Source organism: Nonomuraea sp. NPDC049625 (genome assembly GCF_040675285.1).
Lineage (GTDB): Bacteria > Actinomycetota > Actinomycetes > Streptosporangiales > Streptosporangiaceae > Nonomuraea > Nonomuraea angiospora_A.
This window is the reverse complement of sequence record NZ_JBFAOQ010000002.1, coordinates 247359-261404: the sequence shown is the minus strand read 5'-3', so window position 1 is coordinate 261404 and position 14046 is coordinate 247359. Positions and strand designations below refer to the sequence as shown.

Annotated in this window: 12 protein-coding genes and 1 riboswitch; of the genes, 4 read left to right on the top strand and 8 right to left on the bottom strand. The window is 70.1% G+C overall.

Annotated elements, in window-relative coordinates:
- Positions 1-142 precede the first annotated feature (142 nt).
- Genes AB0J87_RS08565 through AB0J87_RS08555 form a run of 3 tightly spaced genes read left to right on the top strand, consistent with a single transcriptional unit; the run spans position 143 to position 3215 of the window.
- On the top strand, positions 143-1429 hold the full coding sequence (locus tag AB0J87_RS08565; RefSeq protein ID WP_363963510.1) for an ABC transporter substrate-binding protein: 1287 nt from the start codon (positions 143-145) through the stop codon (positions 1427-1429).
- Entirely contained in the window at positions 1429-2301 is an 873-nt protein-coding gene (locus AB0J87_RS08560; RefSeq protein ID WP_363963508.1) for a sugar ABC transporter permease, read from the top strand. Before AB0J87_RS08565 ends, AB0J87_RS08560 begins: the two co-directional genes overlap by 1 nt.
- Positions 2298-3215 carry a carbohydrate ABC transporter permease gene (locus tag AB0J87_RS08555; protein WP_363963506.1) on the top strand — a complete coding sequence of 306 codons (918 nt, stop codon included), beginning with the start codon at positions 2298-2300 and terminating at the stop codon, positions 3213-3215. Before AB0J87_RS08560 ends, AB0J87_RS08555 begins: the two co-directional genes overlap by 4 nt.
- 6 nt (positions 3216-3221) lie before the next feature.
- Here the strand turns inward: AB0J87_RS08555 and AB0J87_RS08550 are convergent, their stop codons facing one another.
- The 6 genes from AB0J87_RS08550 to AB0J87_RS08525 form a co-directional block, all read right to left on the bottom strand.
- A complete protein-coding gene (locus AB0J87_RS08550; protein ID WP_363963504.1) occupies positions 3222-4343 on the bottom strand; it encodes a glycosyltransferase family 4 protein in 1122 nt (373 codons plus the stop codon).
- Positions 4344-4375: 32 nt separating this feature from the next.
- A complete protein-coding gene (locus AB0J87_RS08545; protein WP_363963502.1) occupies positions 4376-5995 on the bottom strand; it encodes a M48 family metalloprotease in 1620 nt (539 codons plus the stop codon).
- A gap of 11 nt (positions 5996-6006) precedes the next feature.
- Entirely contained in the window at positions 6007-6813 is an 807-nt protein-coding gene (locus AB0J87_RS08540) for a hypothetical protein (RefSeq protein ID WP_363963500.1), read from the bottom strand.
- A gap of 557 nt (positions 6814-7370) precedes the next feature.
- Positions 7371-7886: a C40 family peptidase gene (locus AB0J87_RS08535; protein ID WP_363963498.1), complete on the bottom strand. Its 516-nt coding sequence runs from the start codon at positions 7884-7886 to the stop codon at positions 7371-7373.
- Between the two features lie 73 nt (positions 7887-7959).
- Positions 7960-8124: riboswitch (cyclic di-AMP (ydaO/yuaA leader) on the bottom strand.
- Between the two features lie 394 nt (positions 8125-8518).
- The gene (locus AB0J87_RS08530) at positions 8519-9493 is read right to left on the bottom strand and encodes an NlpC/P60 family protein (protein WP_363963496.1); all 975 of its coding nucleotides are present in this window, start codon (positions 9491-9493) and stop codon (positions 8519-8521) included.
- A 131-nt stretch (positions 9494-9624) separates the two neighbouring features.
- The gene (locus AB0J87_RS08525; protein WP_363963494.1) at positions 9625-10947 is read right to left on the bottom strand and encodes an NYN domain-containing protein; all 1323 of its coding nucleotides are present in this window, start codon (positions 10945-10947) and stop codon (positions 9625-9627) included.
- Positions 10948-11091: 144 nt separating this feature from the next.
- On the opposite strand from AB0J87_RS08525, the gene AB0J87_RS08520 reads away from it, so the two are divergent.
- On the top strand, positions 11092-12153 hold the full coding sequence (locus AB0J87_RS08520; RefSeq protein WP_363963492.1) for a phosphotransferase family protein: 1062 nt from the start codon (positions 11092-11094) through the stop codon (positions 12151-12153).
- Here AB0J87_RS08520 and AB0J87_RS08515 read toward each other — a convergent pair whose 3' ends face one another.
- Both AB0J87_RS08515 and AB0J87_RS08510 read right to left on the bottom strand, forming a co-directional pair.
- Positions 12154-12801, bottom strand: a complete 648-nt coding sequence (locus tag AB0J87_RS08515; RefSeq protein WP_363963490.1) for a response regulator transcription factor — start codon at positions 12799-12801, stop codon at positions 12154-12156. It lies immediately after the preceding gene.
- On the bottom strand, positions 12798-14009 hold the full coding sequence (locus AB0J87_RS08510) for a histidine kinase (protein ID WP_363963488.1): 1212 nt from the start codon (positions 14007-14009) through the stop codon (positions 12798-12800). Before AB0J87_RS08510 ends, AB0J87_RS08515 begins: the two co-directional genes overlap by 4 nt.
- Positions 14010-14046 lie beyond the last annotated feature (37 nt).

Below are 14046 nucleotides of genomic sequence, written 5' to 3'. Positions count from 1 at the left end.
GGTTCGATCGCATCATGACACGGCGTGGCCGCTGGGCAAGGTCATAGAAATGTGCGTTGACAGTTGGAAATGTTGGGTTTTCGCTGAATGAAGGTGAGTGAAGTCGGGGGGATTTGAAGGGTCCGGCTAGGAGGAACCCATCATGGACCAACGTCTGCCGATCTCCCGTCGCCATCTCCTGCTCGGTGCCGCCGCGCTCGGCGTGCCGGCCGCCCTCGTCGGCTGCGGCTCCGACGACACCCCGGCCCCCGCCGGCGGCAAGACCGCCGGCAACCTGGGGACGGTCACGATCGGCTCCAACGCCTCCGACGAGATCCCGAAGAAGTCCCTGGATACCCAGGTGAAGGCCTTCACGCAGGCCACGGTCAAGATCAACACGGTGGACCACAACACGTTTCAGGAGAACATCAACCGCTACCTGCGCGGCACGCCCGACGACGTGTTCACCTGGTTCGCGGGTTACCGGATGCAGTTCTTCGCCGCGCAGGGGCTGGCGACCGACGTCTCGGACGTGTGGCGGGAGATCGGCGGCGACTACACGCAGGCGTTCAAGGACCAGTCGACCGGGACCGACGGCAAGCAGTACTTCGTGCCGGCCACGTACTACCCCTGGGCGGTCTTCTACCGCAAGAGCGTCTGGCAGGAGAAGGGATACCAGCCGCCGGCCACGCTGGACGAGTTCACCGCGCTGGCCAGGAAGATGAAGGCCGACGGGCTCATCCCGATCGCGTTCGCCGACAAGGACGGCTGGCCGGCGATGGGCACGTTCGACATTCTCAACATGCGGATCAATGGCTACGACTTCCACGTCTCGCTCATGGCGGGCAAGGAGTCGTGGACCGACCCGAAGGTCAAGCAGGTCTTCGACACCTGGCGGGGCCTGATGGAGTACCACCAGCCGGCCGCGCTCGGCCGCACCTGGCAGGAGGCCGGGCAGTCGCTGGCGCAGAAGAAGACCGGGATGTACCTCCTGGGGATGTTCGTCGCCCAGCAGTTCCCCGAGGCCGACCGCGCGGACCTCGACTTCTTCACCTTCCCGGAGATCAACCCGGCGTACGGGACCGACTCGATCGACGCGCCCATCGACGGCTACATGATCTCCGCCAAGGCCAAGAACGTGGACGGCGCCAAGGCGCTGCTCAGGCAACTCGCCCAGGCCTCCTCGCAGAACATCGCCACGAAGCTGGACCCGGGCACGCTGGCCGCCAGCTCCAAGGCCGACACCTCCGGCTACAGCGCCCTGCAGAAGCGCGGCGCCGAGCTGGTGTCGAAGGCCACCCACATCGCGCAGTTCCTCGATCGCGACACGCGGCCGGACTTCGCCTCCACCGTGATGATCCCGTCGCTGCAGTCGTTCGTGAGCAAGCCCGGCGAGATCGACTCCCTGCTGGCGAGCATCGAGAAGCAGAAGGCCAACATCTTCCGCTGATGGCAGTCAAAACCCGCCGCTACTCCGCCCGCGACGTGACCATCCTGGTCATCGGGCTGGGGATGGCCATCGTCGTCAACGTGGGCCTCATCTGGGGGCCCACGCTGGCCTCCGTCGGGCTCTCCGCCACCGACTGGAACGGCATCGGGCCGATCGAGTGGGTGGGCGGGCAGAACTACCACGACCTGGCGGCCGACTACCCGCCGTTCTGGTCGGCCGTCCGCAACAACCTGCTGTGGCTGGGCTTCCTCGGGCTGGTCGCGACGCCGTTCGGCTTGTTCTGCGCGGTGCTGCTGGACCGGCGGCTGCGGCTGTCGCGCGTCTACCAGAGCGCGCTCTACATGCCGGTCGTGCTGTCGCTGGCCGTCGTGGGCTTCATCGCGCAGCTCGTCTACTCCTCCGACTACGGCGTGCTGAACGCGGTGACCGGGCTGACCGTGGACTGGCTGGGCGACAGCTCGATCAACATCTGGGTCGTCATGGTCGCGGCCGGGTGGCGGCACGTCGGCTACGTCATGATCATCTACTTGGCCGGGCTGAAGGCGGTCGATCCGGCGCTGAAGGAGGCGGCGGCCATCGACGGGGCCGACGAGCGGCAGGCGTTCTTCCGCGTGGTGTTCCCGACCCTGCGGCCGGTCAACGTGATCGTGCTGGTCATCACGGTGATCGAGGCGCTGCGGGCCTTCGACATCGTCTACGCCATCAACAAGGGCAGGAACGGGCTGGAGCTGCTGTCCGTGCTCGTCACCGAGAACATCGTGGGCGAGGCCAGCAGGATCGGGTTCGGCTCGGCGATCGCGGTGATCCTGCTGGTGATCTCGCTGGGGTTCATCGTCACCTACCTGTCGCAGATGTTCAGGGAGGAACGATGACGCTCACGGCCCCGCCCGCCGCTCCCCCGGCCCAGGAGCGGCGCGCGCCGTCCCGGCGTCCGGTGCGGCCGTTGCGGATCCTGCTGCACGCCTTCCTGACGCTGGTGGCCCTCGGGTGGCTGCTGCCGCTCGCGCTGGCCGTCTACGCGTCGCTGCGCCCGTACGAGGAGACCGCCCGCCTGGGCTACTTCTCGCTGCCCGAGCACCTCACGCTCGGCTACTACGGGCAGGCGTGGTCCCAGGCCGAGCTGCCCCGCTACTACCTCAACACGTTGATCATCGTCGTGCCCGGTGTGCTGATCACGTTGTTCATGGCGTCGTTCACGGCCTTCGCCATCGCGCGGCTGCGCATTCCCGGGCGCAAGGCGCTGCTGATCGTGTTCACCGCCGGGAACCTGCTGCCGCCGCAGGTCCTCATCACCCCGCTCTACACCCTCTACACCCTCGTCCCGCTGCCCGCGTGGCTGTCGGGCTCGCAGTCGCTCTACGACTCCTACCTGGGGCTGATCCTCGTCCACGTGGCGTTCCAGTTCGGGTTCTGCGTGTTCGTCATGGCGAACTTCATGCGCACGATCCCCGAGGAGATCACCGAGGCGGCGCTGGTGGACGGGGCCTCGGTGTGGAAGCGGTACTGGCGGCTGACACTGCCGCTGTGCCGTCCGGTGCTGGCGGCGCTGTCCACGCTGCAGTTCACCTGGATGTACAACGACTTCCTGTGGGCGCTGGTGCTGATGTCGTCGGGCGACAAGCTGCCGGTCACCTCCGCGCTGAACAACCTGCGCGGCCAGTTCTTCACCGACTACAACCTGCTGGCCGCCGGGTCGGTGCTGGTGGCACTGCCCACGCTGATCGTCTTCCAGCTCCTGCACAAGCAGTTCGTCGCCGGTCTGACGCTGGGGGCCACCAAGGGCTAGAGGGGGCTAGAGGAGGGTGCGGAAGCGGGCGGCCACGTGCTCCCACGCCCAGTCGCGGGCGATCCAGTCGCGGCCGCCCGCGCCCATCTTGCGAGCCTTGTCGGGGTCGGTCAGCAGCTCGACGATCGCCTGGGCCACCTCGCCCGGGTCCTCTCCGTCCACGACCAGCCCCGTCTCGCCGGGCCGCACGGCGTCGGGCGCGCCACCGGACGCGCCGGCCACCACCGGCAGCCCGGTGGCGGACGCCTCCAGGAACACGATCCCGAGCCCCTCCACGTCCACCCCCTTCCACCGGGTACGGCACGGCATCGCGAACACGTCGGCGGCGGCGTAGTAACCGGGCAGGCTCGCGGCCGGCACCGTGCCGGTGAACCTGATCGACTCCCGCCCCGCCGCCAGGCGTTCCAGCGTCCTGCGGTGGGGGCCGCCGCCGACCAGCAGCAGCACCGCCTCCGGCACCGAGCGCAGCACCCGGGGCCAGGCCCTGATGAGCTGGTCCTGGCCCTTCCTCGGCACCAGCCGCGACACACACACGACCACCGGCCTGCCGTCCAGGCCCAGCTCCGCCTTGGGCGCGTCGGGGCGGAACTGGCCGACGTCCACGCCGGGCGCCAGCCGTACGAGCTTGCCCGGCGGGACGGCGGCGACCAGGCGGCCGCGCGTGTACTCGCCCAGGTACGTCACCACGTCGGCGTGCTCGCCGATCCTGCGCAACACGGCGCGGAAGCCCGGCGCGCTCGCCCACGACGCCTCGTGGCCGTGGGTGAGCATCACCACGCGCCGCGCGCCCGCCCGGCGCAGGCGGGGGGCGAGCAGCCCGAGCGGCGCCGCCGCCCCGAACACCACGGTCTGCGCGCCGTGCTCGGCCACCAGCCTCGCCGCCCTGCGGGCGACGGCCGGCGTCGGGAGCATGAGCCGCGTCGGATGCCGCACGATCGGGAACGGCTGGAGCTCGTCGAACTCCTCGCAGCCCGGCCAGGCGGGTGCATAGACGACCACGCCCGGCGTGCGCAGCGCGAGGCCGTGCACGAACGACTGGATGCCGCCCGGCCTGGGCGGGAAGTCGTTCGTGACGACCAGCACCTTGGGCCCCGCACCCGGCGTCGCGCCGGCCGCCGCGCTTGTCACCGCGCGTGTCACTGCACGTGTCACTGCACGTGTCACTGCACGGGGACGCCGTTCAGCTTGGCCCATGCACGGGCCATCGCGATGCGCTCGGGGCTGGAAGGATGGGACGCATAGAGCACATATTCCACCGCATCCGGCGACAAGTCGGAAATATTGGTGACTGCCAGGCGTTTCTGCATCGCTATGAACGTGGCCGGGTCGTGCGTGAGGTCCAGCGCATGAAGGTCGGCCCTGGCCTCGATCTGGCGGCTGATCAGGTTCTCGGCGGGGCTCATGAGCAGCGAGCCGAAGGTCATCAGGCCTATGACCGCGCCGACCGCGCGAGGATCGCCCAGGCCTGTGACGCCGGTGCGGCGGCGTACCAGGTCGAACACCCAGAACAGCAGGATCGCGCCCAGCGCGGCGCCCAGGGCACCGATGAACGTGCCGTAGAGCACGTCGTCTGTCTTGGCGTGGCCCAGCTCGTGCGCCACGACCAGCTCGACCTCGGCCTTCGGGGCCTTGAGCAGCGTGTCGTAGACGACGATGCGGCGCGTGGCGCCGAACCCGGACACGTAGGCGTTCAGCGCCGTCGTCCTGCGGGAGGCGTCGGCGACCAGCACGTCCTCGACCGGCACGCCGTCCCGCTTGGCCATGTCCAGGAGCTCGGTGCGGAGCTGGCCCTGCTGCATGGTCGTGAAGTCGTTGAACAGCGGCTCGAACACCACCGGGTAGACGAACGACGCCAGCACCGTCAGCGCGAACGCGCCCACGGCGGCCGGGATCCACCACCGCCTGAACTTGCGGGCCAGCGCCACGAGCACCAGCAGCATCAGGCTGAGCATGAACGCGTCGACGCCGATGTTCTTCAGCCGGTCGCTTCCCCAGGACCCCCAGGTCTGGATGGACAGGCCGTAACTGCGCAGCAGCGTCTCGCCCCAGATGGCGATCGGCAGCTTGATCAGCTGGGTGAAGAGGGTGATGACCACGACGCCCAGCACCACGCGGACCCACCAGGAGCCTTTGAGCCACGCCACCAGCTTCACGCCGAGCGGGGTGGCGACGAGCAGCCCGGCGATGATCAGCGTGAGGGCCAGCGAGAGGTAGGCGGGCAGGGTGCTGGCCGCGTCGAACGCCTCGGACCTGGCGATCTGCGCGGCGGTGAAGTCGCGGGCCGGGTCGGGTGGTCCGGAGGTCAGGAGGTGCCAGGGGGTGCTGAAGGCGGCCACGGCCGCGATCACCAGGCCGAGCAGCACGGCCGCCACCGCCGCCTGCCGCCTCAGCCGGCGCTCGCCGTCGGACTCCGGTGGCCCTCCCCCGTTCACGGACACACCCTCACCATGCCCCCGCCTTCCGCCGCCGCTCTCCTCCTTCACGAACACACCACCGCCGGCCACCGGCCCCGCGCTCTCCCCTTTCACGGGCGCGCCGCCCCCGGACACCAGCCCCGGGCTCTCCTCTTTCACGGGCGCGCCACCCCCGGACACCAGCCCCGGGCTCTCCCCTTTCGCGGACGCGCCACCCCCGGACACCGGGCTGACGCCCTCCCCCTTTACTGACGCGCTCTCACCGTGACCGCGCGCCTCGCCACTCAGAGCCGCGGTGCCTCCGGCCTCCTCACCCTCCTTCGACGCCTCTTGCGACGCGTCGTCCACGTTTCGCCGTTCGCTCATCTGCCTCCCCCTCACGCGAGCTGGTCTCGCACGTAGTCGCGCCACCGTGCCGTCAGCGTGGCCGCGGAGAGGCCGAGCGCGGCGAGTGCTCGGTCTACGCCGCCCGCGCGGGCGTCACGGTAGAGCCTCACCAGCGTCCTCTCACCGAACCGGTCAGCCAGGAAGCGACACGCCAGCCAAGCCTCCTGGTACGCCCGGGCGAGCCGGACGGAGTCCCGCCCGTCAGCCGCGAAAGCCGCAGGTCCGGGCAATTCCCTCGGCAGCCTCCCGGCCCGCACCTCGGCGGCGAGCTCGGCGGCCGCGGTACTCACAGGGAGCCCGGAGTCGCGGTAGCCGACGTAGTCGGCGAACCCCTCATAGAGCCATGGGGGCAGGCGGTCGGTGCCGGCGACGACGTGGGTGAGCTCGTGGGTGAGTACGACGTCCTTGCCGGTGGAGTTCAGCTTGGCGAAGAACTCGGGGACGATGATCACACGCCCGCGATCGGCCACCGCCGCCAACCCGTCGACCCGCCCCACCCCGGCCAGCCCGGCCGCCTCGGCGGCGGACGAGGGAACGACTACGAGCGGTCGTACTGACCTTCCGAGCACGGCCGACACCCGCTGCCCCGCCCGATCAGCCCTCCGTGCGATGTCGCCGAGCTCGGCGGGTGCGGTATGCCGGCCGACGACCACGGATCGCGCCCCGCGGACCACGACCTCGCCGTCACCCCACAGCCCGCGGACTCCGGCGGGAAGGATGGGGGAATCGGGGGTGGGGGCGCTGGCGGGGGCGACGGCGAGAAGCAGGACGGAGACGATCGCAGCCCGCCGACTCACCTGCCCTGACACGATGCCCGATCGTAGCCGCCGCCGACCCATGACCGGCCACTCCGCACCCCGAACCGCGCGCCCGTGAGAGCTGTCCACCCGCACCGCATGCGGTGGCTGCGCGCCAAAGGACCGCACACCGCGCGCCACCGGACGGGGAGCCTGGCCCGTGAGCCGTGACCCGAGGTCATGAAGCCGAGGGTCGTGGGGCTGAGGGTCGTGAGGCCGTGACGTCCTGGGGCCGTGACGTCGTGGGGCCGTGACGTCGTGGGGCCGTGACGTCGTGGGGCCGAGGGGCCGAGGGTTGGGCGGCTGTGGGGCCACGTGCGCGAGGCCGTGAGGCGGGGCCCCGTGAGGCGGGGAGCCGTAAGGCGGGCGGTGCGGGTGAGTGGGTGGGGTGGCTGTTTTGAGGGGGTGCCGTGGCGGTGGGTGCGTTGTGCGGGTCAGCGGGCGTCTTCCTGGAGGCCCTCAGCCAGGTGCGGCGGGTGGTGCCGCCCGTGCTCCGCCGTAAAAAAATGAAAGTGACAATGGGAGAGCCCCGCCCGGAGGAGCCGGGCGGGGCTTCTTCACATGCCGGGACGAACAGCGCCGACGAACGACGCCCGCCGCCATTCACTCAGCTTGTCGATGCGTACCCGTTCGCCTGTCCGAGGCGAGTGGACCATCTTGCCCTTGCCGACGTACATGCCCACGTGGCCGAGCCCCCTGAAGAACATCAGGTCGCCGGGCCGGAGGTTCCGCCACGAGACCTTGTTCCTGGTGCGGGCGAACTGGCTGGCCGCCACGCGTGGGAGCTTCACCCCGGCCTTCTTCCAGGCGTACTGGACGAGGCCGGAGCAGTCGAACGAACCAGGGCCTGTGCCTCCGTACCGGTATGGGTCACCGACCTGGTTCTTGGCCACGACGACGGCCTTGCGGGCCTTCGCCTTCTGACGGGCGACCTTGGCCGCCCTCAGCGCCGCGGCCGAGGTCGTCTTCGAGGTTCCGGCGGTTGCGGCCGCCTTGGTCGTCGAAGCCGAATCGGTCGTGGCCGCCTGAGCCGTTGGGGCATGGAGGATCGCACCTCCGGCCGTCACGGTCATCGTGAGCGCTACGCCACTCAGGGCAATGCGGGACAGACGGGGGTTATGCAGGGAGGTAGACAGGATTTCTCCTTGACTCTTCCACGAATGCCTACCGGGTTAGCTGACGGATTCGGGCCTGGAAGTCGCCCTACGGCGCGATGTGCGCGCCGATTCACCCCCTGATCCCTGGGGAACTGGGATCGCTGGGTCCCCGGCTCCGTGCCTCCTGGCTGCACGGATTCGGCAGGCCAACCGTCCCGACCAATGTGTTGATATGGGGACATTTGGGCGGTTGACCAGCGGATCTTTATCTGTCTCACACCGGGAAAGACCGGTGCGGGTTCGCGGGGGACATGGCTTGTTCACCGCGACGTCGCCAGAAGCTACGCCGAAGGGTCAAGGATCGGCAAAGCGGAACACCGCTTGTAAAGATCAGATAGTGGAGTCAGTAAGGAGGGAAATCCCTGCTGGAACACCAGGTTCCGTTACCGAAATGTGACGCTGCTCACATTTGTTTTCGCGCCCGTTTGTCAGGCCCCAAATGTCGCGTTTGTCACACTTGTTGCGACTCGTCAGGCGCGCTGGATCGTTCCCATCGCCCATCAGCCGAACCTCGTTCGGCTGCTGGGATCAACGATCCGGCGTCGTAGCTACGGGCGGATGGCGCCCACGAGGCGGCCGCCGTACGCCGAGAGTTTGACGACCTTGACCACGTCGCCCGTCTGCGGCGCGTGAACGATTTTCCCGTCGCCGGCGTAGATACTGACGTGACCCAAGCTCGAGCTGAAGATGAGGTCCCCCGGCTGGAGGGCGCTCAGTGAGACCTTGCGGCTCGCGCCCCAGGCCCACTGCTGCCAGGTCGTGCGCGGCAGTGACACGCCCGCGGCGCGCCACGCCGCCTGGGTCAGGCCGGAGCAGTCCCAGCCGCCCGGTCCCGTCCCGCCGAACACGTACGGCTTGCCCACCTGGGCGAAGGCGAAGCGCAGGACGGCGGCGGCGTTGCCCGAGGCCGGGCCCGTGTACTGGATGCCGACGCTGTTCGGGTTGCCGGGGTTGTAGGCGCCCAGCTTCTTCAGGAGCTTCTTCTGCTCGGAGATCAGCTTCATGATCTCCGAACGCTCCTTCTCGACCCCGTCCCGTTCCCGGTCGGCCGCCTCCAGCGCCTCTTCCGCCTTGTCGCGTTCGACCTTCAGCCCGCGGTTCTCCCGGTCGAACGCGGCCAGCTTCTCCGCCCGCTCCCGCGAGAGCTGCCCGGCCAGCGCCAGGCTCATCAGGAAGTCGTCGGGGCGGTCCGCGCTCACCAGGCCGGGCAGGGAGGTCACGTCGGTGCCGAGCTTGTAGCTGTCGACGGCCATGCCGATCACCTGGGCGCGCAGGTCCGCGACCGTCGCCAGCTTGGTCTTGTAGCGGTCGTTCAGCTTGGTGTAGGCGCCCTTGGCGGCCTTGTACCGCTCGGTGGCCGTGTTGAAGCGGTCGACGACCTTGTCGGCCTTGTCATTGAGCTTGTCGAGCTTGGCCTTGGCCTGCCCGAGGGTGGGCCGGGGATCAGCGACGGCGGCTCCCATGGGAGACAGGACCAGCCCGAACGCGAGACCCGCGGCCACCGGCACCCTGCCAAACCTCACTGTGTCGCCTCCCAGGGATGATATCTGGGGCGAATAGTACAGAAGTGGCGGGTGAGGTCACACGTTATCCGCCCAATTCGTAATATCCCTGGCACGGCGCGGCAAATCCGCACGTAAGGGGTGCAGGTAATCTAGGCCCGGCCCAGCCTGCGCAGCAGCAAGCCAGACGGAACGGGTCTGGCTCCCATCCGCCTGACGGACTCGGCCACCTCGCGGTCCGACGACACCACGGCCATGGCCCGGCCGGGCGGCTCGGCGCGTACGAGCTGGCGGATCAGATCGTCGGCGATCTCCCCCGGCTGGCTGAACAGCACCCGCACCCCGCGCGGCGCCACGACCTGCACCGGGGAATTGAGCTCGGCCCCGTCGAACACGACGGTGACCTCGACCCTCGTCTGCGCCACCAGTCCGCCGAGCCCGGTCATGAGCCGGGTGCGCTGGTCGGCGAGGGTGAGCGTGCCGTAGCCGGTCTTGGTCACGTTGTAGCCGTCAATGATCAGGTGGACCTGCGGCAGGGCCAGGAGCTGGTCGAGGAGCTGCGGGTCGTCGTCGGCCAGCGCCCGCGCGGGCACCCCCCGGACGCCGGGCCGCTCGCCGGTGACCGCGGCGACCGAGTCGGCGGGCCGGCTGATCATCGTGGGCAGGGCGAGCTCCCTGCGCAGCCCGGCCGAGGCGTCCTGCAGCGCGTCGAGCAGCACCCGGATGCGGGCGTCCTCGATGCTCCTGCCCTCGCGGGCGGCCCGGCGCGAGGCCTCCAGCTGCTTCTCCACGTCGGCCAGCCGCTCACGCAGCCGCCGCAGCTCGGACTCGCCCGCGGTGCCCGCGACCGTGGCGGCCGACCTGGCGTCCTCCGCCGCGTGCTCCATCTCCTCGGCCCGCTGCACCGCGGCCTTGGCCCGCTCGCGGGCGTCGTGGAGCTTGCGCCTCAAATCAGAATTTTCCGCCCGGGCCGCCCTGATCTGCTCGCGCAGCCGGTCGGCCTCCTCCTTGGCGGCGGTCTTCTGCGCGGCGAGCTGCTCGCGGAGCCGGTTGACGACCTCCTCGCGCTCCGATCCCTCGGCCGCCACGGCCGACTGCACCAGGTCCGTACGGGCGACCTCGATCATCTCCGCCCAGCCGGGCGGTCGGGTGAGGTAGGCGGCCGCGGCCACGAGCACGGGGTCGGCGGCCGGTGGGACATTTCCCTCGGCCAGGGACGCCACCAATTCGGGCCAGCCGGCCTCCACCGATTCGGCCACCAGCTCGCGGAACTTCTTGTCGTTCTCGAGCTGCGCCGCGATGGGCGCGCTGCCGAGTTTGGCGCGTTTTCGGGGGTCGAACTTGGCGATCCCGCGAAGGGGCGGCGGTATGGAGGCAGCGGGCATCGTCCCGAGGACCTGGGACGCCAGATCGACGACATTGAGCCGCACCTGCTCGGGAAGCGGGCGAGACAGGCCTTCACCCGCTGAACTCATCCCACTTGTCCCTTCGTGACATGCCCTTTCAGACAAGGGTACGGCTGCCGCGTACCTGACCGTAACGGCCACCTCTGTCTAGACAAGCGCTTGGTTGGGGATGTACGACTGAGCCGGGACGGGTGTTCACCCAGGAGGCCGACCATGGCAGAAGAGATCCGCACCTCCACCCGTGACCTGGTGGAACTGCGCGACAGCCTGGCCCGCTGGCTGCGCGGGAGGGTCGGGGCGAGCGCCTCGGTGTCCGAAGTGTCCAGACCCGCCGAGAACGGCATGTCCAGCGAGACCCTGTTCTTCACCGCGACCTGGGGCGAAGGGCGAACGCGCTGCGTAGCCAGGCTCGCACCTGCGGTAGAAGCCGTTCCCGTGTTCCCCTCGTACGATCTTCGGGCGCAGTTCGAGATCATGCGCCTGGCCAGGCAGAAAGCTGGGATCCCAGCGCCCAGGGCCCTCTGGTTCGAGCCGGACCCGGAACACCTGGGCACGCCGTTCCTCGTCATGGAGCGCGAGGACGGCGACGTGCCGCCGGACGTGATGCCGTACACGTTCGGGAGCTGGCTGCTCGACGCGGCGCCCGCGGACCAGCGCAGGCTGCAGGACGCCGGTGTGGCGGTCCTGGCGGCGCTGCACCGGGCGGAGTTCACGCCCGCGGAGCTCGCCCCGTTCGGGGCCGCCGGGTTGCGCGCGCACGTCGAGGCGCAGCGGGGCTATTACCAGTGGGCCCACGGCGAGTGGCCGATCCCGGTGCTGGACCGGGCCTTCCGGTGGCTCGAGTCGCACTGGCCGCGGGAGCCCGGGCCGGACGTGCTGTGCTGGGGCGACGCCAGGATCGGGAACATGATGTTCAGGGACTTCACCCCGGTCGCGGTGCTCGACTGGGAGATGGCCGCGGTGGGGCCGCCCGAGCTGGACCTGTCCTGGATGATCTTCCTCCACCGCTTCTTCCAGGACATCACGGTCTCCGCAGGCTTTCCTGGCATGCCCGACTTCATGCGCAGCGAAGACGTTTGCAGGAAATATCGGGAAATCACGGGGTACGAGCCTCGCGACATGGACTTCTACGAGATGTACGCGGCGCTCCGGCACGGCATCGTCATGGCCAGGGTGTGGCAGCGCCGGATCCACTTCGGCGAGCAGCCCCGGCCCGACGACCCCGACGACCTGGTGCTGCACCGGGCCACGATCGAGGAGCTCCTTGCCCGCTGACTACGTGCCGGCGTCGTAGACCAGCAGCGCGACCTGGACCCGGTTGTTGAGGTCGAGCTTGGACAGGATGCGCGAGACGTGCGCCTTGACCGTGGGCACGCTCATGTAGAGCTCCCGCGCGATCTCGGCGTTGGACCTGCCCTGCCCCACGGCCAGCGCCACCTCCCGCTCCCGCTCGCTGAGCCGGCCGAGCAGCTTCCTCGCCCGTGAGGTACGGTCTCCCGCAACGCCGTCGGACACGTGCGTGATGAGCTGCCGCGTCACCGCGGGCGACAGGATCGGCTCGCCCGCGGCCACCTTCCTGATGGCCTGCACCAGGTCGCCAGGCGCGATGTCCTTCAGCAGGAACCCCGCGGCCCCCGCCCGCAGCGCCCGCAGCACCTGCGCGTCGGCGTGGAACGTGGTCAGCACCACCACCTCGGGCGGCGCGGACGTGCCGCGCAGCGCCTCGGTGGCGGTGAGCCCGTCGACGCCGGGCATGCGGATGTCCATCAGCACCACGTCGGGCCGGTGCTCGGCCACCAGCGGCGGCACCTCGGACCCGTCACCGGCCTCGGCCACGATCACGATGTCCTCGGCGCCGCCCAGGATCATCGACAGCCCGGCACGCACCATCGCGTCGTCGTCGACGATCAGCAGCCTGATCATGCGTCCTCCCGAGTCGTCTCCACCGGCCAGGGTAGCCACGCGCGCACCACGAACTCGCCGTCCTGCGTCGCGCCGTGCTCCAGCCGCCCGCCCGCCAGCTCGGCGCGTTCGGTCAGCCCGATGAGCCCGGCCCCGGCACCCGGGATGTACGGGACGTGGCGCACCCCCACGGGATTGCGCACCTCCGCCGACAGCCCCTCGCCCCGCGTGCCCGAGACGGCGACCGCCACGGGCGCCCCGCCCGCGTGCTTGCGCGCGTTCGTGAGCGCCTCCTGGACGATGCGGTAGACGTTGCGGCCGAGCCCTTCCGGCGCGTCGCCGCCGGCACGCAGGTCGAGCCGGACGTCCATGCCCGCGTGGCGGCACTCCTCGACCAGCGTGGGCAGATCGGCGAGCGTGGGCTGCGGCCGGTCGGGCACCGGGTCGTCGTCGCCGCCCGGCCCCGCGTGGCGCAGCACGCCGATGACCTCGCGCAGGTCCTGCAAGGCCAGGTGGGCGTTGGTCCTGATCGCCCCGGCCGCCCTGGCGATCTCCTCGGCGGGCGCGTCCGGCCGGAACTCCAGCGCGCCGGCGTGCAGGCTGAGCATGGAGATGCGGTGCGCCAGCACGTCGTGCATCTCCCGGGCGATGCGCTCGCGTTCGAGCCGCTTGGCCTCCTCCGCGGCGCTGTCGGCCCGCTGCCTGAGCGACCAGATGAGCTGCCGCCGGGCTCTGACCACGATGCCCCACGCGAACGTGGTCAGCACCAGCGACAGGGACAGGGCCACCATCTCGCCGCGCTCCGCGTCGGTCTGGTACCGCAGCAGGATGAACGGCACGAGCGTGACCAGGGAGAACAGCACGACCGGGCCGGAGACCTTGAACGGCCGGTGCACCGCCACGGTGAACAGCCCGACGACCGAGGCCCCGCCGGCGAGCTCCAGATAGGACGAGAGCAGGGTGGCCACCAGCGCGAACCCCACCGGCCAGCGCCGCCGCAGCCACACCGCCACGCACGACAGCGCGCCCACCACCTGCTCCAGCAGCTGCAGCGGCTCCGGCTCGTCCTGGAGCTCCGGCAGGGTCATGACCGTGATGCCGCACGCGAGCAGAAACATGGCGATGTCGACGATCCAGTCGCGGGTCGAGCGGCGCACCCGGCCGCCCTCCCTGCCGTCGCCGAGCAGCACCGACGGCAGCGCCCACCGGTATTCGTGCGTCACGTTCATCGAGATTAGGCCCCGTCGAGGGTACGGCGACAGCGAC

Excerpts from the sequence above, each read along its gene's own strand:
- AB0J87_RS08515 (WP_363963490.1), bottom strand. The coding sequence starts at position 12,801 with ATGATCAGGCTGCTGATCGTCGACGACGACGCGATGGTGCGTGCCGGG.
- AB0J87_RS08565 (WP_363963510.1), top strand. The coding sequence starts at position 143 with ATGGACCAACGTCTGCCGATCTCCCGTCGCCATCTCCTGCTCGGTGCC.
- AB0J87_RS08545 (WP_363963502.1), bottom strand. The coding sequence starts at position 5,995 with ATGAGCGAACGGCGAAACGTGGACGACGCGTCGCAAGAGGCGTCGAAG.
- AB0J87_RS08560 (WP_363963508.1), top strand. The coding sequence starts at position 1,429 with ATGGCAGTCAAAACCCGCCGCTACTCCGCCCGCGACGTGACCATCCTG.
- AB0J87_RS08520 (WP_363963492.1), top strand. The coding sequence starts at position 11,092 with ATGGCAGAAGAGATCCGCACCTCCACCCGTGACCTGGTGGAACTGCGC.
- AB0J87_RS08535 (WP_363963498.1), bottom strand. The coding sequence starts at position 7,886 with ATGACCGTGACGGCCGGAGGTGCGATCCTCCATGCCCCAACGGCTCAG.
- AB0J87_RS08555 (WP_363963506.1), top strand. The coding sequence starts at position 2,298 with ATGACGCTCACGGCCCCGCCCGCCGCTCCCCCGGCCCAGGAGCGGCGC.
- AB0J87_RS08510 (WP_363963488.1), bottom strand. The coding sequence starts at position 14,009 with ATGAACGTGACGCACGAATACCGGTGGGCGCTGCCGTCGGTGCTGCTC.
- AB0J87_RS08525 (WP_363963494.1), bottom strand. The coding sequence starts at position 10,947 with ATGAGTTCAGCGGGTGAAGGCCTGTCTCGCCCGCTTCCCGAGCAGGTG.